Annotated in this window: 22 protein-coding genes and 2 pseudogenes; 7 read left to right on the top strand and 17 right to left on the bottom strand. The window is 71.4% G+C overall.

Annotation, left to right across the window (positions count from 1 at the left end):
- Positions 1-131: 131 nt before the first annotated feature.
- The 3 genes from Taqua_RS02800 to Taqua_RS02810 are packed head-to-tail and all read right to left on the bottom strand — an operon-like array spanning position 132 to position 2,574.
- Positions 132-1,523: a sensor histidine kinase gene (locus Taqua_RS02800; RefSeq protein WP_144324530.1), complete on the bottom strand. Its 1,392-nt coding sequence runs from the start codon at positions 1,521-1,523 to the stop codon at positions 132-134.
- Positions 1,520-2,185: a response regulator gene (locus Taqua_RS02805; protein WP_068607291.1), complete on the bottom strand. Its 666-nt coding sequence runs from the start codon at positions 2,183-2,185 to the stop codon at positions 1,520-1,522. The genes Taqua_RS02800 and Taqua_RS02805 overlap by 4 nt, the downstream gene beginning before the upstream one ends.
- The gene (locus tag Taqua_RS02810) at positions 2,182-2,574 is read right to left on the bottom strand and encodes a PepSY domain-containing protein (protein ID WP_144324532.1); all 393 of its coding nucleotides are present in this window, start codon (positions 2,572-2,574) and stop codon (positions 2,182-2,184) included. Before Taqua_RS02810 ends, Taqua_RS02805 begins: the two co-directional genes overlap by 4 nt.
- Positions 2,575-2,666: 92 nt before the next feature.
- Here Taqua_RS02810 and Taqua_RS13750 point away from each other — a divergent pair, with 92 nt between their 5' ends.
- The 4 genes from Taqua_RS13750 to Taqua_RS02830 all read left to right on the top strand — a co-directional run bounded on the left by Taqua_RS13750 (position 2,667) and on the right by Taqua_RS02830 (position 6,500).
- On the top strand, positions 2,667-3,035 hold the full coding sequence (locus Taqua_RS13750; protein ID WP_144324592.1) for a PepSY domain-containing protein: 369 nt from the start codon (positions 2,667-2,669) through the stop codon (positions 3,033-3,035).
- 21 nt (positions 3,036-3,056) lie between these two features.
- Positions 3,057-3,584, top strand: coding sequence for a cytochrome b/b6 domain-containing protein (locus Taqua_RS02820; protein WP_144324534.1), 528 nt, complete (start codon positions 3,057-3,059; stop codon positions 3,582-3,584).
- Between the two features lie 31 nt (positions 3,585-3,615).
- Entirely contained in the window at positions 3,616-4,890 is a 1,275-nt protein-coding gene (locus Taqua_RS02825) for an HD-GYP domain-containing protein (RefSeq protein ID WP_246094590.1), read from the top strand.
- 242 nt (positions 4,891-5,132) lie between these two features.
- Positions 5,133-6,500 (top strand): DUF5666 domain-containing protein, encoded by a 1,368-nt coding sequence (locus Taqua_RS02830; RefSeq protein ID WP_144324536.1) that lies wholly within the window; start codon positions 5,133-5,135, stop codon positions 6,498-6,500.
- 43 nt (positions 6,501-6,543) lie between these two features.
- On the opposite strand, the gene Taqua_RS02835 is transcribed toward Taqua_RS02830, so the two are convergent.
- On the bottom strand, positions 6,544-7,269 hold the full coding sequence (locus Taqua_RS02835) for a hypothetical protein (protein WP_144324538.1): 726 nt from the start codon (positions 7,267-7,269) through the stop codon (positions 6,544-6,546).
- 167 nt (positions 7,270-7,436) lie between these two features.
- On the opposite strand from Taqua_RS02835, the gene Taqua_RS02840 reads away from it, so the two are divergent.
- Genes Taqua_RS02840 through Taqua_RS02850 form a run of 3 tightly spaced genes read left to right on the top strand, consistent with a single transcriptional unit; the run spans position 7,437 to position 9,257 of the window.
- Complete coding sequence (locus Taqua_RS02840; RefSeq protein WP_144324540.1) at positions 7,437-7,868, top strand: DUF1924 domain-containing protein; 432 nt, start codon at positions 7,437-7,439, stop codon at positions 7,866-7,868.
- A 31-nt stretch (positions 7,869-7,899) separates the two neighbouring features.
- Entirely contained in the window at positions 7,900-8,424 is a 525-nt protein-coding gene (locus Taqua_RS02845; RefSeq protein ID WP_132962577.1) for a diheme cytochrome c, read from the top strand.
- Positions 8,425-8,447: 23 nt separating this feature from the next.
- Complete coding sequence (locus Taqua_RS02850) at positions 8,448-9,257, top strand: cytochrome b/b6 domain-containing protein (RefSeq protein ID WP_144324542.1); 810 nt, start codon at positions 8,448-8,450, stop codon at positions 9,255-9,257.
- A 38-nt stretch (positions 9,258-9,295) separates the two neighbouring features.
- On the opposite strand, the gene Taqua_RS02855 is transcribed toward Taqua_RS02850, so the two are convergent.
- The 13 genes and pseudogenes from Taqua_RS02855 to gyrB all read right to left on the bottom strand — a co-directional run bounded on the left by Taqua_RS02855 (position 9,296) and on the right by gyrB (position 20,057).
- The gene (locus tag Taqua_RS02855) at positions 9,296-9,565 is read right to left on the bottom strand and encodes a CapA family protein (protein WP_068607298.1); all 270 of its coding nucleotides are present in this window, start codon (positions 9,563-9,565) and stop codon (positions 9,296-9,298) included.
- Positions 9,566-9,581: 16 nt separating this feature from the next.
- Positions 9,582-9,710, bottom strand: a pseudogene (locus Taqua_RS13765) (CapA family protein); the annotation flags it as partial.
- Between the two features lie 10 nt (positions 9,711-9,720).
- Complete coding sequence (locus Taqua_RS02860; RefSeq protein ID WP_068607299.1) at positions 9,721-10,683, bottom strand: sodium-dependent bicarbonate transport family permease; 963 nt, start codon at positions 10,681-10,683, stop codon at positions 9,721-9,723.
- 122 nt (positions 10,684-10,805) lie between these two features.
- A complete protein-coding gene (arsB, locus tag Taqua_RS02865; protein WP_144324596.1) occupies positions 10,806-11,843 on the bottom strand; it encodes an ACR3 family arsenite efflux transporter in 1,038 nt (345 codons plus the stop codon).
- Positions 11,844-11,895: 52 nt separating this feature from the next.
- The gene (locus tag Taqua_RS02870; protein WP_068607303.1) at positions 11,896-12,396 is read right to left on the bottom strand and encodes an arsenate reductase ArsC; all 501 of its coding nucleotides are present in this window, start codon (positions 12,394-12,396) and stop codon (positions 11,896-11,898) included.
- Between the two features lie 10 nt (positions 12,397-12,406).
- The gene (locus tag Taqua_RS02875) at positions 12,407-12,826 is read right to left on the bottom strand and encodes an ArsI/CadI family heavy metal resistance metalloenzyme (RefSeq protein ID WP_132962580.1); all 420 of its coding nucleotides are present in this window, start codon (positions 12,824-12,826) and stop codon (positions 12,407-12,409) included.
- A gap of 25 nt (positions 12,827-12,851) precedes the next feature.
- Entirely contained in the window at positions 12,852-13,178 is a 327-nt protein-coding gene (locus Taqua_RS02880; protein WP_425472577.1) for an ArsR/SmtB family transcription factor, read from the bottom strand.
- A gap of 85 nt (positions 13,179-13,263) precedes the next feature.
- On the bottom strand, positions 13,264-14,427 hold the full coding sequence (locus Taqua_RS02885; protein ID WP_144324544.1) for a lipocalin-like domain-containing protein: 1,164 nt from the start codon (positions 14,425-14,427) through the stop codon (positions 13,264-13,266).
- Positions 14,427-14,870: pseudogene (locus Taqua_RS13770) on the bottom strand (FtsX-like permease family protein); the annotation flags it as partial. The gene Taqua_RS02885 and the pseudogene Taqua_RS13770, both read right to left, overlap by 1 nt.
- 632 nt (positions 14,871-15,502) lie before the next feature.
- Entirely contained in the window at positions 15,503-16,183 is a 681-nt protein-coding gene (locus Taqua_RS02895) for an ABC transporter ATP-binding protein (RefSeq protein ID WP_144324602.1), read from the bottom strand.
- A gap of 6 nt (positions 16,184-16,189) precedes the next feature.
- Positions 16,190-16,951 carry a cation efflux transmembrane domain-containing protein gene (locus Taqua_RS02900; RefSeq protein WP_132963610.1) on the bottom strand — a complete coding sequence of 254 codons (762 nt, stop codon included), beginning with the start codon at positions 16,949-16,951 and terminating at the stop codon, positions 16,190-16,192.
- A 62-nt stretch (positions 16,952-17,013) separates the two neighbouring features.
- A complete protein-coding gene (locus tag Taqua_RS13440) occupies positions 17,014-17,199 on the bottom strand; it encodes a type II toxin-antitoxin system YafQ family toxin (protein WP_246094593.1) in 186 nt (61 codons plus the stop codon).
- Between the two features lie 275 nt (positions 17,200-17,474).
- Positions 17,475-20,057 (bottom strand): DNA topoisomerase (ATP-hydrolyzing) subunit B, encoded by a 2,583-nt coding sequence (gyrB, locus tag Taqua_RS02910; protein ID WP_144324546.1) that lies wholly within the window; start codon positions 20,055-20,057, stop codon positions 17,475-17,477.
- Positions 20,058-20,078 lie beyond the last annotated feature (21 nt).

The following is a 20,078-nucleotide window of genomic DNA, read 5'->3' on the forward strand; positions in this document are numbered from 1 at the left end:
CCATTGCCGCGCTTCGCGGTCACGTCAAACCCAACGACGACGCACGCTGCGTGGGAGCCGCGCACGCTGGCCAAAGTTCCCGGTGGATGGCAACGCCGTGCCGCCGTTCGTCGCCCCGACGGACGGCACGCTCACGCCGCGGCGGGCAGGCGCACCTGCACCGCCAGGCCACCCCAGGGCGAACGTTGCAACTGCAACTGTCCGCTGTACAACGACACCACCTCGCGCACGATATCCAGACCCAAGCCGGCACCGGGGGCGCGTTCGTCCGCGCGCACGCCGCGCTGCAGCACGGCCGCACACTGCTCGGGCGTCAGCCCCGGGCCGTCGTCTTGCACGCACAGCACCCACCACGGCCCCTCCTGCCAGGCCCGCACCTCGACGCGCGTGCGCGCCCATTTGCCGGCGTTGTCCAGCAGGTTGCCGGCGATTTCCTGCAAATCATGCGCTTCGCCGGCAAAGGCCAGGCCGGGCGGCGTGACCTCGACATCCCACGCCAACTCGGCCCCCTCGTCGGGGCGCTGCGGCGCATGGGCGTGCACCTTGCGCATCACGCGCAGCAGCCCCTCCAGCACCGGCTGCACCGGCGTGGGACGCGCCGGGTGGGCAGCGCTGGCGGCGCGCGCGCGGCGCAGGTGCCAGTCCACCTGTTCGCGCAGGCGCTGCACCTGCTCCTGCAGCGCGGTGGCGAGGGCCGGCTCGCGCGGCTGCAACTCCTCGGCCAGCGTGCCGATCACCGCCAGCGGGGTCTTGATCGCGTGCGCCAGGTTGCCGGCCAGCCGCCGCGCGCGCTCCACGCCCTGCTCGTCGTGCGCCAGCACGCGGTTGAAGTCCTCCACCAGCGGCTGCACCTCGGCCGCGAACGCCCCCTGCAGCCGCGTCTCATGACCGTCGCGCACACGCTGCACGGCATGCTGCAGCGCACGCAGCGGCCGCAGGCCCAGCCACAGCTGCGCCGCCACCGCCGCCAGCAGCGCCGCGCCCAGCCCCGCCAGCGACCGCGCCAGCGCACCGTGAAAGGCGCCCAGCGCCTGCTCCAGCTCGCGCGTGTCGGCGGCGACGACGACGCGCCAGCGCGGCCCGTGATCGCCCCACTGGACGGCGCGCTCCAGCGCCCGCAGCCGCTGCCCGGCTGGCCCGGGCAGCGCATGCCGGTGCAACGCGCCGTCCGGCAGCGTGTCGTCGGCCAGCGGCAGCCGCTCGTCCCACAGCGAGCGCGAGCGCAGCGCCGGCTCCGCCTCGGCGCGCCCCACCGCCTGCACCTGCCAGTACAGGCCGCCATAGGGGCGCTGCCAGCGCGGGTCGGCCAGCGGCCGCGCCAGCACCGGCTGCCCGTCGGCATCCGGCTCCAGCGCCGCCAGCAGCTGCGTCAGCTGGTCCTGCAGCCGCAGGTCGAACTGCTGCGTGACGTGGCGCTCGAACAGCCGCGCGATCGCCACCCCGGCCAGCACCAGCGCCAACGACACCGCCAGCAGCGCCGCCAGCAGCAGGCGCCAGCGCAGCGAGGCGGCCCAGCGCCTCATCCGCCGGCGGCCTCCAGCCGGTAGCCCAGGCCCCGCACCGTCTCGATGCTGCCGGGCGGCAGCTTGCGCCGCAGCCGGGCGACGAACACCTCGATGGTGTTGGAGTCGCGCTCGGCGTCGCTGCCGTACAGGTGCTCGGCCAGCTCGGTGCGCGGCACCACCTGGCCGGCGCGGTGCATCAGGTACGACAGCACGCGCAGCTCCTGCGCCGTCAGCACGAGGGGCTGGCCCGCCACGCTGGCGCGCTGCTGGCGCGTGTCCAGCTCCAGCGCGCCGCAGCGCAGCACCGGGTGCGCAGCACCATGGGCACGGCGGATCAGCGCGCGCACGCGCGCCAGCAGCTCCTCGGTATGGAACGGCTTGGTCAGGTAGTCGTCCGCCCCGGCGTCGATGCCGGCCACCTTGTCCTGCCAGGCGTCGCGCGCGGTCAGAATCAGCACCGGCGCCGTCACCCCCTCGGCGCGCCAGCGCTGCAGCACCGTCAGTCCGTCCAGTTGCGGCAGGCCCAGGTCCAGCACGATGGCGTCGTAGGGCTCCACGCCGCCCAGCTCCCACGCGCGGCGGCCGTCGGCCGCCACGTCCACCGTGTAGCCGGCCGCGCGCAGGCTGGCCGCCAGCCGCTGCGCCAGCGCCGCCTCATCTTCCACCAGCAGCACCCTCACCGCTTGCCTTTCTTCACTTCGGTCTTGAGCACGCTGCCGTCGCGCGCATCCACATACCACTCGACCAGCCGCCCGTCGGGGCGCAGCACCTTGAATTCGTACACCCAGCGGCCGTGCTCGCGCTCCAGTTCGGTGGCGATGACCTCGCCGCCCAACTGCGGCTGCACCCGCTGCAGGATCTCGGCCAGCGGCCGAATCTCGCCGGCCAGCACGGCTTCGCGCGCGCGCCGCTGGTCGCCGCCGCCATCGGCCCACGCGCCCGACCAGGCGACGGCCAGCAGCGCGGCCGCCAGCCCCACGGCCCCGGCGCGCGCCCCCCATGCCACCCGCCCGGGGGCGTGGACCCGGCGCTCGCGCGGGGGGGCATCGGGGGTTACTTGCGTACGCATGCCGGCATGGTAGCGGCGCACGGCTGAACCGGGCATGAACCGCATGGCGTGACGGAGCGATGGGCCGGCCACGAGCCGTGCCTGAACGGTACATGGCCGTGTCGTTCACGCGCCGTTCAGGCACGGCGGCGCACACTGGCCGCCGTGGGTTGATCTCGACTCCCACGGTTCCCTCTGACCTGTTCCAAGGAGTTTTTCATGCGCATCGTTGCCCCCTCGCCGCTCTGTCGCTGACGCTGGCCGCCGGCGCCGCCCTGGCCGGCCCCCAATGCAACGCCCCCAAAGACAAATGGATGAAGGAAGCCGACTTCCGCGCCATGGTGGAAAAGCAGGGCTACCAGATCAAGACCTTCAAGGTCAGCTCCGGCCAGTGCTACGAGATTTACGGCCACGACAAGGCCGGCAAGAAAGTCGAGATCTACTTCGACCCCGCCACCGGCGCCGAAATGCAGCGCAAGTAAGCCCCCCGCAGGAGCCCTGTCATGCAACGCCCCGCTTCGCTGTACGTCTGGGATCCGGTCGTGCGCCTGTTCCACTGGAGCCTGGTGGCCTGCGTGCTGCTCAACCAGTTCGTGTTGGAAGCCGGTGAAACCCCGCACCGCTGGGTCGGCTACGCAGCGGCGGCCCTGGTGGGGTTGCGCCTGCTGTGGGGCGTGATCGGCAGCCGCCACGCCCGCTTTGCGGACTGGTGGCCCACCCCGGCGCGGCTGCGCGCCCATGTGCGCGGACTGCTGGCCGGCCAGCCGGACGACCATCCGGGCCACAACCCGCTGGGCGCGCTGATGATGCTGGCACTGATGGCCCTGGTGCTGGCGCTGGGCGTGACGGGCTGGCTCCAGGGCACGGACGCCTTTTTTGGCGAGGAGTGGCTGCAGGAGCTGCACGAGGGACTGGCCAACACGCTGTTGATGGCCGCGGGCGTGCATGCGGCGGCCGCGCTCGTGATGGGCCGCTTGCAGCGCGTCACGCTGGTGCGCGCCATGGTCACCGGTGTCAAGCGTTACGATTGACCCCGTCCGCCCGCCGACCAACCGCCGCCCCATGGCCAGCACCCTGCGCACCTACCGCCGCCTCGTTGCCTCGCGCATCGCGGCGGTGTCCCTGATCGTGGCGGCGCTGGTGTCGGCGTTGGCGTGGGTCGTCTCGATCGAAAACCTGGAGGAAGAAGCGGTCGGCCTGGCGGTGGAAGAGTCGCGCCGCGCCGTGCTGCAGATGAACGCCGGCGACACCGCGCGCCCGCTGGTGGAGCGCGCGGAAGAAGCCGCGCGGCTGCTGACCGGCGGCTTTTTCGACATCGCCGAGATCTACGACGAACGCGGTGAGCGCTTGGCCGAGCACGCCACCGCGCGCGGCGAGGCGGTCGAAGCCCAGTTGCAGCGCCACGCCCGACCGCAACACACCCACCCCGGTTACGAATCGATGCACCTGCCCGACGGCCGCTGGGTGCTGCGCGTGTTCGTGCCGGTGTGGCGCGACGCGCAGCAACCCGGCTCAGGCCTGCTCGGCTATGTGGAGGGCGTGCGCGTTGTGCCCGACTGGCAGCGCGACCAACTGCGCGGCGACGCGCTGGGCGCTGCGGCCCTGGCGGCGCTGGCGGCCATCCTGTGCGGGCTGGTGATCACGCCCATCGTCATGCACCTGTCGCGTGACAACGAACGCAAAGCGCAGCAGGTGCTGGCCTCGCACGTGGCGATGATGGAGGCGCTCGGCCGCGCCATCGCCAAACGCGACTCCGACACCGGCGCGCACAACTACCGCGTGGCCTGGATCGCCGCCCGGCTGGGCGAGACGCTGGGCTTGCGCGACGATGCGATGCGCGCGCTCATCATCGGCAGCTTCCTGCACGATGTCGGCAAGATCGGCATCCCCGACCGCATCCTGCTCAAGCCCGGCCGCCTCGACGACGACGAGATGCGCGTCATGCGCACCCACGTCGCGCTGGGCGAGGAAATCGTCGCCGACATCCCGTGGCTGGCGGCCGCCGCACAGGTGGTCGCGTGCCACCACGAGAAGTGGGACGGTTCCGGCTACCCGCGCCGGCTGGCCGGCGAGGCCATCCCGCTGGCGGCGCGCATCTTCGCCGTGGCCGACGTGTTCGATGCGCTGTGTTCGCGCCGCCCGTACAAAGAGCCGATGCCGTTGCCCCAGGTGCTGGACATCCTGCAGCGCGACGCCGGCAGCCACTTCGACCCGCAGGTGGTGCGCACCTTCGTGCCCATGGCCGCAGAACTGCACGCGCGGCTGGATGGGCGGGACGAGGCCGCCTGCCGCGCGCTGTTGCACGAGCGCATCACGCACCACTTCGGCTTTGCCTGAAGGCCGCCTGACGGCGGCGTTCATCATCGGTTCAGCCACCTGAGGCCACCATGCCGGCAGCGCTACACCGGCGCATGCACCCCGCAACAACAGGAGCCCCGCGATGTTTAAATGGTTCAAGTGGTAAAATCAATAAGGCGCATGCACCCCGCAACAACAGGAGCCCCGCGATGACCCTCCCCCTCGATACAACCTCCTCAACCTCCTGGACCCGCCGCGCTTGGCTGGGCGGAGCCCTCGGCTTGGCCACGGCCCCCTGGCTGACCGCCTGCGGTGGTGGTGACGGCACCGCCACCGGTCCCACCACGCCCACCCCGAGCGGCAGCGCCGTGCTGGCCTACGGCAGCATCAGCGGCTTTGGCAGCGTGATCGTCAACGGCGTGCGCTACGACGACGGCCAGGCACGCTACCGAAGCGAAGACAGCGACGTCTTCGACCGCCGCGACCTCGGCCTGGGGATGGTGGCGCGCGTGGAAGGCAGCCTCGGGCCGGATGGCACGAGCGGCATGGCCAGCGTCATTGAGGTGGGCGCCACCCTGCGCGGCCCGGTGACCGCGGTCAACGCCGGCGGCACCTTCGCAGTGCTCGGCATCCCCGTCACCCCGAGCGCCGCCACGGTGTGGGCGGATCTGGCCAGCCCGGCGACGCTGACCGTCGGCCAGTGGGTCGAGGTGCACGGCCTCGATGGCGCCGACGGCTCGGTCACCGCCACCCGGGTAGAGACCAAGGCGGCCGGCATATTCGCGATCCGTGGCCCCGTCAGCGCGGTACAGGGCAACGTCGTGACCGTGCGCGGCGTCACGGTGCAGTGGCCGGCGACCGCCAGCTTGCCGACGGCGGGCCAGTGGGTCAAGGTGCGCGGCACCACCACCGCCACGCCCACACTGCCGCTGGTGACCACGGAGGCGCGCATCCTCGGCACCCGGCCCACCGGCCAGCCGGTCAGCGACCTGGCCGCCGTCGTCGAACTCGAAGGCTACGTGCAGAGCGTGCAGGGCACGACGGCCGTGGTCTCGGGCGTGCGCTGCGACTTGAGCACCCTGCCCCCGTCACCCGCCGGCGCGCTGCAGGTCGGCAGCCGGGTCGAGCTGCACGGCCAGTGGCAGGCCGACGGCAGCCTGCGCGTGCTGCGCCTCAAACTCGAGGAGAGCCGCGAGGAAGAACGCGGCGACCGCCTCGAGCTCAAGGGCATCATCAGCGCCGCCACCGGCGACACCCTCACTGTGCTGGGGCAGACCGTCGTCGTGCAGCCGGGCACGCTGGTCACCGGCGGCCCGCGCACGCTGCTGGTGGCGGGCACCTACGTCGAGGTCAAGGGTCGCTACGTCAACGGCCAGTTGCTGGCCAGCCAGATCGAGATCAAGTCCAGCGGCGGCTCCGGCGGCTCGACCACCTCGCCGACCTACGGCACCGTCAAGCGCAAGGGCTGGGTGACGGCGGTCAGCGGCACCACGCTGGTGCTGGACGGCGCGCTCACCGTCGACGCCAGCCAGGCCTACGTCGAGCACGGTTCGCTGGCGCAGATCCGCACCGGCCTGCGTCTCGAGGTCAAGGGCACGCTGGATGCCAGCGGCGTGCTGCGCGCCTACAAGATCGAGCTGGACGACTGAACCTGACGGCGCCCGCGCGGCCGGGGGCCGCGCGCGCCGCGGGTCAGCCGAACTTGACGAACAGGCGCGCGTAGGGCCCCTTCAGGCCGCCCAGCGCCTTGCGCACCGCGTCGGCGTCACCCTGCCGCAAGGCCTCGCGCAGGGCCTGCACCGAGGCCTGCACACCCTGCAGCAGCGGGCCGAACTCGGGGTCGGCGCGCAGCGCCGGCGGCGCCAGCGCCTGCAGCCGCTGCGCCAGGTGGTGCAGCACGCCGGCGTGCTCGGCCAGCGCCAGCCGGCCCTGCGGCTGCTCCACCAGCTTCGGCCCCTGCTCCAGCAGCGCCTCCATCGCCTCGTGGTAGGCGTTCATCGGGTCGCTGAAGACCGTGACCTGGTTGCGCAGGCGCAGCGCGGCCAGCAGGTCGCGCACGGCCTCCAGCCGCTCGTGCGCCTGCGGCAGCCGGCCCGCCTCCACCCGCGCCGCGGCGTCGTCCAGCACCTGCGCCACCTGCTGCAGCGTGCGCCCGTACTCCGGATCGCCGGCGTACGGCACGGCGGGCTGGGCGTGCTCGCGCAGCACGCGCTGCCAGGCGGCGCGGGCCTCGGCCACCGCGGCGCGCGCCGCCACCACGTCGCTCTGGTTGGTGCGAAACAGCGCCATGCGGTACGGCGCGTAGGCCTGCTGCATCGCGGCGGTGATCGGATCGGCCGCATGCAACGGGCCGGCCAGCAGCGCACCGAGGCCGACGACCGCCCCGATCACGCGCCCCCTCGTCAGGATGACGTTCATGTTCGACTCCTTGGCGGGCAGCCCCCGCCCCGTGCCCCGGCCCCGTGGCCGGATGGCCGCAAGGCTGCCCCCGCCAGCTTAACCGCCGATGAACGCCGCGTTCACGCTGGCGACGGCCCCCTGCCGGCATCCTGCCCGCATCCGAACCGCGATGCCAGGAGCCGACCATGACCCTCCCGATCCGATGCCCCCGACCGACCCGCAAGGCCGCCGCGCGCGCGGCGCTGGCGACCATCCTGGCCCTCTCCGCCGTGCTGGCCCGCGCCGGCGACACCACGCCGGCGGCGGAGCTGGCCCGCTTCGAGGCCGAGGCCGGCCGCGCCGGGGACGCCGCCGCCGGCCAGCGCCTGTTCACGCAGCGCCACGGCGGCGAGTGGTCGTGCAGCAGCTGCCACGGCGAGCCGCCGACCCGCGCCGGCCGCCACGCCAGCACCGGCAAGACGATCCCGCCGCTGGCCCCCGCCGCCAACCCGGACGCGCTGACCGAGCGCGCCAAGGTCGACAAGTGGCTGCGGCGCAACTGCGGCGACGTGCTCGGCCGCGCCTGCACCGCCGCCGAGAAGGCCGACGTGCTGGCCTGGCTGACCCGCCTGCGCTGACCCCGCCCGGACGCCCGAAGGAGCCCCGACGATGACCACCCCCTCGACACGATCGCGCGCGCGGCGCCTCGCCGCCGCCCTGCTGACCGCCCTGCCAGCGTGGCCGGCGCTGGCCGACGGCGTGCGCCTGCCGGCCCAGGTGCCCCCGGCCTACCGCAGCGAGTGCGGCGCCTGCCACGTCGCCTACCCGCCCGGGCTGCTGCCGGCGGCGTCGTGGCAGCGGCTGATGGGCAGCCTCGAGCGCCACTACGGCACCGACGCCTCGCTCGACCCCGCCACGGTGCGGCAGCTTGCCACCTGGCTGCAGGCGCACGCCGGAACGGGCAAGCGCGTCGGCCCCGAGCCGCCCCCGCAGGACCGCATCACGCGCAGCGCCTGGTTCGAGCGCAAGCACCGCCAGCTCGACGACGCCGTCTGGCGCCTGCCCAGCGTCAAGAGCGCGGCCAACTGCGCCGCCTGCCACGGCGGCGCCGAGCAGGGCCGCTTCGACGCGCACGACCTGCGCATGCCCGCCGGCCTGCCGGCGCGCTACCACCGCGCCTTCCTGGACGACTGATCCCTTTTGCCGGAGCCGACGCCATGTTCGCCACCACCCGACCCGATCTCCCCGAGCGCCCCACCGGCGCCGCCGCGGCCACCCCGCCGGCCCCCGGCCGGCGCGTCACCGACGCGCCGACGCGCGCCTTCCACTGGCTGTTCGCGCTCAGCTTCGTCGGCGCCTACCTCACCGCCGACGGCGAGCGCTGGCGGCTGGTGCACGTCGTGCTCGGCTACACGATGGCCGGGCTGCTGGGCTGGCGCGTGCTGTACGGCCTCGTCGGCCCGCGCCACGTGCGGCTGGCGGCGCTGGCGCGCAAGCTCGCCGCCGCCCCCGGGTGGGCGCGCGCCACGCTGCAGGCGCTGCGCACGGGGGACTGGAACGCGCTGGCCGGCGCTGGCCGGCAGGGCCAGAACCTGGCGCTGGCCGGCGTCATCGCCGCGCTGCTGCTGGCGGTGCCGCCGCTGGTGGCCAGCGGCGTGGCCACCTTCCACGACTGGGGCGGCGAGTGGCTGGAGGAAGTGCACGAGTTTTTCGGCAACGGGATGCTGGCGCTGGTGCTGGCGCACCTAGGGCTGCTCGCCGCGCTGAGCGTGTGGCGGCGGCAGAACCTGGCGCGGCCGATGCTGACCGGCCGCACCCCGGGCCGCGGCCCGGATCTGGTCACGCGCAACCACGGCGCGCTGGCGTTGCTGCTGGTGCTGGCGGTGCTGGCCTACTGGGCGTGGGAGTGGTCCAACGCCCCAACCCGCACGGCGCCGGGGGGCACTGCCACGTCGGGCTGGACGCTCGCGGCGCCGGGGGCATCGGCCAAGGGCCGGCACCACGACGACGAGGACGAGGACGACTGACACCGGGCCGGTGCGTCACGCACCAATGGCGCCACGGATCAGCGGGGCGGGATCGGCACCGGGCAGCGCACGGCCTCTGCGCTGCCGCGCGCCCAGCACCACCCGGGCCGATCGGCCTGGGGATGTGGCGCCCCGTGGCGGTCCAGGCGCACGTCCATCGCCGTCCAGCGAACGGCACCCTGGCGATCGACGGTCAGGCGCACCAGCCAGCCGGTCGTCGTCTCCGGGGCACGAAAGCCGTCGAACACGAAATTGCCCAGGCCGTAGATGATCGGGCGACCTTGGTAGACCTCGGTGTCCTGGGCCACATGGGGATGCCCCCCCGATCACGGCATCGGCGCCGACATCGATCATCCACCGGGCCAGGGCGCGCTGGCGGGCGCTCGCCCGCGGTTCGTATTCCCAACCCCAGTGCATCACGGGGATGACCACATCGGCCCCGTACACCTGCCGCGCACGCCGATCAGCCGAGCACCGCGCGCGCCACCTGGGTGTACAGCGGGATACCGATCAGGATGTTGAACGGGAACGTCACCCCCAGGCTCAGCCCGAAGTACAGCGCCGGGTTGGCCTCCGGGATCGCGTAGCGCAGCACCGCCGGCACCACGATGTACGAGGCGCTGGCCGACAGCACCATCAGCAGCACCGCGTCGCCCACCGGCATGCCCAGCACGGTGGCCAACCCCAGCGCGATGCTGGCGTGCACCAGAGGCGCCAGCCCCGCATAGGCCAGCAGCACCGGCGACGCCTTGCGCGCCTCGCGGAAGTTGCGCGCCACCATCAGGCCCATGTCCAGCAAAAAGAACGCCAGCATGCCCTTGAACAGATCGCCCGAGAACGGCTGCATCACCGCCTTGCCGGTCTCGCCGCTCAGGTAGCCGATCACCATCGACCCCAGCAGCAGCATCTGTGCGCCGTCGGTGAAGGATTCGTGCAGGATGTGCCCGATGCGCAGATCGGGCGAGCCGTCCACCCCGCGCTCCTTGCGGATGGCGTTGGCCAGCAGCACGGCGACGATGATGGCCGGCGACTCCATCAGCACCATCGCCACGGTCATGTGGCCGCCGGGGGCCAGCCCGGCGCTGGTCAAAAACTGCGTCGCCGTGACGAACGTCACCGCGCTGACCGACCCGTAGCACGCCGCCACGGCCGCCGCGTCCAGGCGCGAGACGTGGCGGCGCAAAAACGCGTAACCCATCAACGGCACGATCACCGCCATGGCCATGGCCGCGCCGATGCCCAGCAGGATCTCGGGGTTGAAGCCCGCCTGCGCCAGCGCGAACCCGCCCTTGAGCCCCAGCGCCATCAACAGGTACAGCGACAGGAACTTGGCGATGGCCGGCGGGATCTCCAGGTTGGAGCGTACCGCGCCGGCCAGCACACCAAAGACGAAGAACAGGATGGCGGGATCGAGCAGACTTTGCATGCGGACCTTCAGTCAAACGACGTCAAACGTTCAACTGTAGCCGCGCTCAGGCATGCGGTTCCATCGATTTTTTTGGTGGAAACCATCGATGGAAGACGATGATTTACGACCCATCAACCCCGTCACGCCCGTGATGGGCGGATACCCGACTCGTACCATCCCTTGCTGCGGTTGACGATCGACACCACCGCCAGCATGACCGGCACTTCGATCAGCACCCCCACCACGGTGGCCAAGGCGGCACCGGACTCGAAGCCGAACAGGCTGATCGCCGCCGCCACGGCCAGCTCGAAGAAATTGGACGCACCGATCAACGCCGACGGGCATGCCACGGCGTGCGACTCGCCCACGCGCCGGTTGAGCCAATACGCCAGCGACGAGTTGAACGCCACCTGGATGAGGATGGGAACCGCCAGCAGAGCGATCACGAGCGGCTGCCGCAGAATCTGCTCGCCCTGAAAGGCGAACAGCAGCACCAGCGTCGCCAGCAGCGCCGCGATGGAGCACGGCCCCGTGCGGCGCATGGTGGCACCCAGAACCTGCGGTCCGCGCGCGAGCAGCCGGCGCCGCCACGCCTGGGCCAGCAGCACGGGCACCACGATGTACAGCCCCACCGACACGAGCAAGGTGTCCCACGGCACGGTGATCGCCGACAAGCCCAGCAAAAAGGCCACCAGCGGCGCGAAGGCAAACACCATGATGGTGTCGTTGAGGGCCACCTGCGACAGCGTGAACAGCGGGTCGCCGCCGGTCAGACGGCTCCAGACGAACACCATCGCCGTGCACGGCGCGGCCGCCAGCAAGATCAGGCCGGCCACATAGCTGTCGATCTGCTCCGTGGGCAACCAGGGCGCAAACCACTGGCGCACGAACAACCAGGCCAGAAACGCCATCAAAAACGGCTTGACCAGCCAGTTGACGAACAGCGTCACCCCGATGCCGCGCACATGGCGGCGCACCTGTCCCAGCGCGCCAAAGTCCACCTTCACCAGCATCGGGATGATCATCACCCAGATGAGCAGGCCCACCGGCAGGTTGACGCGCGCCACCTCCAGCCGCCCGATGGCCTGAAACAGGCCCGGCAACCATTGCCCGAGGGCGATGCCCACCACGATGCAAACCGCCACCCAGAGCGTCAGGTAACGCTCGAACGCGCTCATGGGCGCGCCAGCCGCCTGCTTGGCGGCAATGTCACACTGCGCGCTCACGGCCTCAGCTCCCGGCCAGGGCGCGCGCGCTGTCCTGCAGCAGGGCGCGCGCCAGCTTCTCGGGTGGCAATTGCGTCAGCATCTCCAGCCGGCGCTTCATCAGCTGCATGGTGCGGCGGAAGGCCTCGTGCTTGACCTCGCCCGGCTCGTCACCCGCGGACGGATCGGCGTAGCCCCAGTGGGCCGTGGCCGGGTGTCCGGGCCACACGGGGCAGACCTCGCCCGCCGCGTTGTCACAAACGGTGATGATCAGATCCATCTCGGGCGCGTCGGGGCCGGCAAACTCATCCCAGCTTTTGCTGCGCAGCCCATCGGTGGCAATGCCCGCCTCGCGCAGCACGGCCAGCGCCAGGGGGTGGGGCTGCTGGTTCGGGCGCGGGCTGCTGCCCGCCGAATAGGCCCGAAAACGCCCGCGGCCCAGGTCGTTGAGCAGCGCCTCGGCCAGGATGCTGCGGGCGGAGTTGTGGGTGCACAAAAACAGCACGTTCAGGGGGCGGGAGGTCATGGCCTCATCCTCAGCAGCAGGCCGCCGCGCAGCAAGCGCCGGAGGCGGCATCCGCCTCGCGGAAGACGGCAATGTCGCCCAGGGTGTGGAAATGCTCCCAGGCGATGCCCTGGGGGTCGGTCACCCAATGCTTTTCGCTGCGGGCGTAGCAGCAGGTGGTGGCCCCTTCGTCGAGCAGGGCCATGTCCGCGGCCTGGGCGCGGGCCTTGAGCTCGCCCAGCTCCGACGCCTCGTCCACCTGAAAGCCCAGGTGATCCCCCCCCGGCGCCGCGCCGCGCGTGGAGATCGCGAAGTTCAGCCGCGGATCGTCGAGCATCCATTTGGCGTAGTCGCGCTCGACGCGCACCGGCGCGGCCGCGAACAGGCGCGAGTAAAACGCAATGCTCTGGTCCAGATCCTGGACATGCAGATGGACGTGGAAGCGCTTCACGGAATTCTCCTTCGAAGGGCGGGGATCAACAATCGCAGGCCAGGGCGTCCGGGGTGATGCAGGCGTCGCCCCGGCAGCAGTTTTCGGTGAGGTAGGCGAGCAGTTCTTGCATCGCATCGAACGCGGCCCGGTAAATCAGATGCCGGCCCTGCCGCTCCTGCGTCACCAGGCCGGCATGCAGCAATTCCTTGAGGTGAAACGACAGCGCGCTGGGGGCCGCCCCCAGCGCCTCGGCCAGGGCGCTGGGCGTCAGCCCCTCGCGCCCCGCCACCACCAGGGCGCGAAACGCGCGCAGCCGCACGGGCTGGGCCAGGGCGGCCAGGGCTTGGACGGTTTGGGCTTCGGTCAGCATGAAAGCCATCATACAACATTTCAATAAATGTTTAACTATTGAATTGATGGCATCTCCTATCCCCAACACCATGGCCGCCTTGTGCTCACAGCCGCAGGGCGCCCCCGTAGCCGGTCAGCTCCAGATACCCGCGTCCCACGCGGCGACCATCCAGGGTGCGCAGCTCGCACAAGCCCTCCCAGTAGAGGGCGCCGGTGCTGGCCCGGCTGTCCAGCTCCTGGTCGTCCGCCAGGGCGTGCACCTCGAACACCCCTGCGGGGGTGTGCACGCGCCATTGCACCGGGTAGCGCACGGCAGTGCGCGGGCTGGTCCAGTGCCGCAACGGCTCGAAAGTCACCTCCCCCGGGGCGAAGGCCCGCGTTGCCAGCGGTGGCTGGGCGGCAGGCCCCGTCCGCATGGAGCCGCCCGCCCACAGCGCGCGGCCGTCCGCGCGGCGCAGCCGGAACGCGGTCAGGCTGCCGCCGTCGTCCAGGTTCATGCCCATCCAGTCCCACCCCACGGCGTCGGGGTGCAGCAGCGCCTCGCTCCATTCGTGGTCCAGCCAGCCCCGCCCGGTCACCTCGGCGGTGCGGCCGGCCAGCGCCAGCCGGCCGGTCATGCGCAACTGCGGCTGGCTGTAATAGAAGCTCGCCTGATGGGGCTCGGGCCCCTTGCGGGACCACCCGGCCTCGCCCTGCAGCAACAAGGGCTGGGTCGGCGTGGCCTGCAGGTCGAGCGCCCAATCCCCCGCGGCCACCCGGGCCTGGTAGCTGCCGTCCGGGGCGCGCCGCAGCACGGCGTCACGGATGCGCACGTCGGTATCCCCCGTGCGCGCGACGGCGGTCACCGGTTCCGCCCCGGGCGGGGGATCGCGCCCATCCCAGCGGGCCGTCATCTGGTGGTGGTACAGGCGCCCAGCCGCGACATCGGTCACCGCGGCGTGGGCGAACAGCAACTGCCGCGCCGCGAGCCGGCTGTGCAGCGCCTGCGTCGCCGCCACCCGCGAGCGGAAGAACGTCACCTGAAACCCCCACAGCGCCCCCTGCGGGGCCTGCAGCCAGCCCGTCAGGTACCACCATTCGGTTTGGGTGTCTGGGTGGCTGCCGTGGTCGCGCGGAAACACCAATGGCCGGCGCCCCAACTCCCCAGGCGCGGCCTGCGCCCACCGCGGCCAGCCGCCCACCCATGCGCCAGCCCACAGGCCTGCCCACGCGCCCACCGCCAGTCCCTGCAGCAGGCGTCGGCGCGGTGGCGGGGTGCGCGGGTCCATCACGCTTCCTCCCGCACGGCCAGCACCGCCTCACGGCGCACCGCCAGCCGTCCGCTGGCCCAGGCGGTCAGGGTCCCCGCCGCGACGACGGCCAGAACCAGCGCGGCCAGGCGACCGACGGGCACGGCCAGCTCCATGGTCCAGTGAAAACTCTGCGGATTGACCACGTGCACCAGCACCGCACTCACCGCCAGGCCCAGCGCCAATCCGGCGACGGCGCCCAGCACGGTCCACAGCGCCCCTTCTGCCGCCACCAGGCCCAGCACCTGCGCCCGCGACAGCCCCAGGTGGCGCAGCAGCCCAAACTCGCGCCGCCGCACCAGCACCTGGGCGCTGAAGCTGGCCGACACCCCCATCAGCCCCATGCCGATGGCGACCGCCTGCAACCAGTACGTCACCGCAAAGCTGCGATCGAAGATGTTCAGCGATACCTGCCGGATCGCCAGCCGCGACACCTGGTCGCCCCAGCCCAATCTGTCCTGCAGCGCGGCCACGTCCGCCACCAGCAAGGGGCCGCCCGGCAGCGCCACCTGCCCCGCCACCCGCCAGCGGTGCCCCTGCAGTCCGACCTGCAGCTCCACGGTATCGGTCGCGGTGCCCAGCGCCGCCTGCGCCGCGGGATTGCCAAACACCGCATCGGGGGCCAACACATCCAGCCGATCCCCGCCCTCGCGCACCCGCAGCCCGGCGTCGGGCTGCAGGGCCGGCCAGACCAAGGCGTCCACCCCCAGCAACCGCACCGGCACGCGGTGGCCGTCGGGCGTCACCGCCACGCCCTGGGCTTCGATCACCGGCATGGCGGCGCGCACCTGGGGGTGAGCCAGGGCGCGGTCCAGCCAGCGCGCATCCAGCCGGTCCAAGGGGCCACGCAGGCGGACATCCGGCTCGCCGTTCACCCCCCGCACCGCGGCCGAAAACTCCGCCAGCGCCGACGCGTTGATCGGGTGCACCGCCAGCGCCAGCCCCACCCCCAGCATGATGGCCAGCACCGCCACCGCATGGCGCCAGGGGTGCAGGCGCCACTGCGGCCACGAGAACGCGCGCCACAAGTCCCACCCGCGCGGGCGGGGCGCGATCACAGCGGCCGCATGCCCTCGCACGTCAGCTCCAGGCGGCGGTCGGCCTGCTCCGCCGCGGCGTGGGAATGCGTCACCAGCACCAGCGCGGCGCCGTGCGCGCGGGTCTGCGCCTGCAGCAGCGCCAGCACCTGCGCCGCGGTGCGCGGGTCCAGGTTGCCGGTCGGCTCATCGGCCAGGATCAAGCGCGGCCGGTGCGCCAGCGCCCGCGCAATCGCCACCCGTTGCAGTTGTCCGCCGGACAGGGTTTGAGGCAGGCGCTCGCCCAGGCCTCCCAGGCCGACCGCGTCCAGCACCTGCGCCACCCGCTCGGCATCGGGCCGGCCCAGCAGCACCAGCGGCAAGCCCACGTTCTGCGCCACCGTCAGGTGCGGCAGGATGTGGAAGGCCTGGAAAACGAAGCCCAGCTGGGTGCGCCGCCACGCGGCAGCCTGCGGCTCGGACAGCGCCGCCCAGTCCTGCCCCAGCACGCACACCCGGCCGCCATCCACCGCATCCAACCCGGCCAGACAGTTGAGCAGCGTGGACTTGCCCACGCCCGATTCGCCCAAAATGGCCACGAACTCCCCGGGCGAGACGGCCAGATCGACACCGGCAAACACCACCGCGTCGCCATAGCGTTTGACCAAACCCGTGGCCAGCACGCACGGCGCCGGGGCGGGGTCACGGGCGGGCGGCATGGGCATTCAGCGCAGCGCCAGTATCCGCCGCGCCCCGTCGAGCACGACCAACCCGATCACGCCCCCGATGACCAGATCGGGCACGCGCGAGCCGGTCCACGCCACCAGCAGGCCCGCCACGATGACCCCCAGGTTGGCGAGCACGTCGTTGGCGGAGAAGATGTAACTCGCCTTCATGTGGGCGCCCAGCCCCCGGTGCCGCGCCGCCAGCCACAGGCAGGCCACATTGGCCACCAGGGCCACCACCCCCACGCCCATCATCAGCGCCGACACCGGCTCGCTGCCCTGCACCCAGCGCCGCCCCACCTCGGCCAGCGCGAGCAAGGCCAGCGTCAGCTGCAACCACCCCGCCAGATGCGCCGCCTGCACCTTGCGGGCGGCCGAGCGGCCGACGGCAAACAACGCCACGCCGTACACCGCGGCATCGGCAAACATGTCCATCGCGTCGGCCAACAGACCGGTGGACTGGGCCACGATGCCCACCCCGATTTCCAGCAAAAACATGGCCCCGTTGATGGCCAGCAGGGTCCACAGCACGCGCGACTCGGTCGCGTCGGTCGACGCCGGCGGGGCGGACGGCTGCGCTACCGGCTCGGTGTGCGCCAGACGCGCGCCCAGGTTCAGCCGCTCCAGCCGGGCCAGCACCGCCTCGGCCGGCCCCGGGTGCTGCACCGTCAGACGGCGCTGCGCCAGGTCGAAGGCCAACACCACGTCCGGCAGGTCGCGCAACGCCATGCGGATGAGGTTTTCCTCGGACGGGCAATCCATCTTCGGTACGGAAAATACGCTGCGATTCCACATGGGTGTCACACCAAACCCTTACACACGGATCACTCCTCGAACAAATCCGAGTGCGTGCCCGCCCGCACGAAGACGATGGCGTTGCCCTCCAGGCGGTAGATCAGCAGGAAGTCGCCGCCGATGTGGCATTCGCGATGATCCGCCCACTCGCCCTTCAGCGGGTGATCCAGCCATTCGGGCCCCAACGGCGCATCGTTGCCAATCAGCAGCAACATCGCCTCCTTCAGCCGCTTCAGGTCGTAGCGGCCCCGAGCGCGAAAGGCGCTCCCAGTCTTTGAGGAACGCCTTGGTGTAGTCGCTCACCCGCGGCAACGGCGCCCGCTTACTGCTGGCGGGCTTTGATTCCACCCGAACGTGCAGCATCGAGGTCTGGGCCATGAACGAATCCTCCTTGGGCCCGATTTTGTCTCTCACATGCGATACGGTCAGGTGATTGTATCACTCCACCACCTTGGGCACTCCAGGTGGTGTTGGGGCAGACGCCGCTCACTCACACATCGATATTCGCCGCCCGCAGCGCGTTGGCCTCGATGAACGCGCGGCGCGGCTCGACCTCGTCGCCCATGAGCATCGTGAACACCTTGTCGGCCTCGATGGCGTCTTCGATGCGCACCTGCAGCAACCGGCGCACCTCGGGGTTCATCGTGGTTTCCCAGAGCTGTTCGGGATTCATCTCGCCCAGGCCCTTGTAGCGCTGGCGGCTGGTGGTGCGCTCCGCCTCGGCCAGCAGCCAGCGCATCGCGGCGCGGAAGTCGTCCACCGCCGCTTCGCGCGTGCGCTCGCCTTCGCCGCGCTGCACCTTGGCGCCCTCGCCCAGCAGGCCGCCCAGCGTGTGCGCGGCCTGCGCCAGCGCAGCGTAGTCCTCGCCGTGCACAAAGTCTTGCGTGATGACGCTGGCGCGCACATTGCCGTGGTGGCGCCGGCTGATGCGCAGCAGGGGCTTGTCGGTGCGGGGGTCGCGCTCGGCCACCACCTCAGGCGCGCTACCGTTGGTGGCGCCCGCGCGCAGTGCGGCCTGCAGCGCTTCGGCGCTGGCTTGGGCGTGCGCCATATCGTCCAGGTTCAACGCCACACCGTCGGCGATGGCCCGCAGCGCCTCGGCGTCCATGACGGCGCTCAGGCGCGCGATCACGGCCTCCGCGGCCTGGTGGCGCGCCGCCAGCTCGGCCAGCTCGTCGCCCTGCAGCACACGCGGCTGCGCCCCGCCGGTGTGCACGCGCGCATCCTTCAGCGCCACCCGCAGCAGCCACGCCTGCAGCGCCGCGTCGTCCTTGAGGTACAGCTCCTCTTTGCCGGACTTGACCTTGTACAGCGGCGGCTGCGCGATGTAGACGTGCCCGCGCTCGATCAGCTCGGGCATCTGGCGGTAAAAAAACGTCAGCAACAGCGTGCGGATGTGCGCTCCGTCGACGTCGGCGTCGGTCATCAGGATGATGCGGTGGTAGCGCAGCTTGCTGATGTCGAAGTCGTCGCCGCCGTTGGCCTTGCCACGCGCGGCGTCGTCGGCGCTGCTGCGTCCGATGCCAGTGCCCAGCGCGGTGATGAGGGTCAGGATTTCGTTGCTGGCCAGCAGCTTTTCGTAGCGGGCCTTTTCGACGTTGAGGATTTTGCCGCGCAGCGGCAGGATGGCCTGGAACTTGCGATCCCGCCCCTGCTTGGCGCTGCCACCGGCCGAGTCACCCTCGACGATGTAGATTTCGGACAGCGCCGGGTCTTTTTCCTGGCAGTCGGCCAACTTGCCGGGCAGGCCCAGGCCATCGAGCACGCCTTTGCGGCGCGTCATTTCGCGCGCTTTGCGCGCCGCCTCGCGCGCGCGCGCGGCCTCGACGATCTTGCCGCAAATGATTTTGGCGTCGGCCGGGTGCTCCTCCAGGTAGTCGGTCAGCGCCTTGGCGACGATGTCCTCCACCGGCGCGCGCACCTCCGAGCTGACCAGCTTGTCCTTGGTCTGGCTGCTGAATTTGGGCTCGGGCACCTTGACGCTGAGCACGCAGCACAGGCCCTCGCGCATGTCGTCGCCGGTGACATCCACCTTGGCCTTTTTGGCCAGCTCGTTGGCTTCGATGTACTTGCCGATCACGCGCGTCATCGCCGCGCGCAAGCCGGTCAGGTGCGTGCCCCCGTCACGCTGCGGGATGTTGTTGGTGAAGCACAGCACGTTTTCGTTGTAGCCATCGTTCCACTGCATGGCCACTTCGACGCCGATCTCGGTGCCCGGGATGCCACCGTAGTCGGCCGCCGGTCGGCTGCCGGTGGCGTGGAACACGGTCGGGTGCAGCACTTTTTTGCCGGCGTTGATGAACTCGACGAAGCCCTTGACCCCGCCGGCGCCGGAAAAGTCGTCGCTCTTGCCGGTGCGTTCGTCGATCAGGCGGATGCGCACGCCGTTGTTGAGGTAGCTCAGCTCACGCAGCCGCTTGGCCAGGATTTCGTAGTGGAAGTCGTGGTTTTCGCGAAAGATCTCGGTGTCGGGCAAAAAGTGCACCTCGGTGCCACGCTTGTCGGTCGGCCCCAGCACCCGCATCGGCGACACCAGCACGCGGCTGCCGTCGGGCGCCGTGGCCTCCTCGACGACACGGCCCACCACCGCGCCGCGGGCAAATTCCAGGTGGTGCACCAGGCCGTCGCGGCGCACCGTCAGGCGCAACCAGCGGCTCAGCGCGTTGACGCAGCTCACCCCCACGCCGTGCAAGCCCCCCGAGACCTTGTAAGCGTTTTGGTTGAATTTGCCGCCGGCGTGCAACTCGGTCAGCGCGATTTCGGCCGCGCTGCGCTTGGGCTCGTGCTTGTCATCCCACTTGATGCCGGTGGGGATGCCGCGCCCGTTGTCCACCACGCTGATCGAGTTGTCGGTGTGGATGGTCACCACGATGTCGTCGCAGTGGCCGGCCAGCGCCTCGTCGATGGCGTTGTCCACCACCTCGAACACCAGGTGGTGCAGGCCGGTGCCGTCGGAGGTGTCGCCGATGTACATGCCGGGGCGCTTGCGCACCGCCTCCAGGCCTTCGAGGATCTGGATGGCGTCGGCGCCGTAGCCGGTGCCCGGCGGGGTGTGCGGTTGCGGTTCGCTCATGAACAATGGACCTGGGCCTTG

The sequence above is a fragment of the Tepidimonas aquatica genome (genome assembly GCF_007556585.1).
In the GTDB taxonomy this organism is placed as follows: Bacteria; Pseudomonadota; Gammaproteobacteria; order Burkholderiales; family Burkholderiaceae_C; genus Tepidimonas; species Tepidimonas aquatica.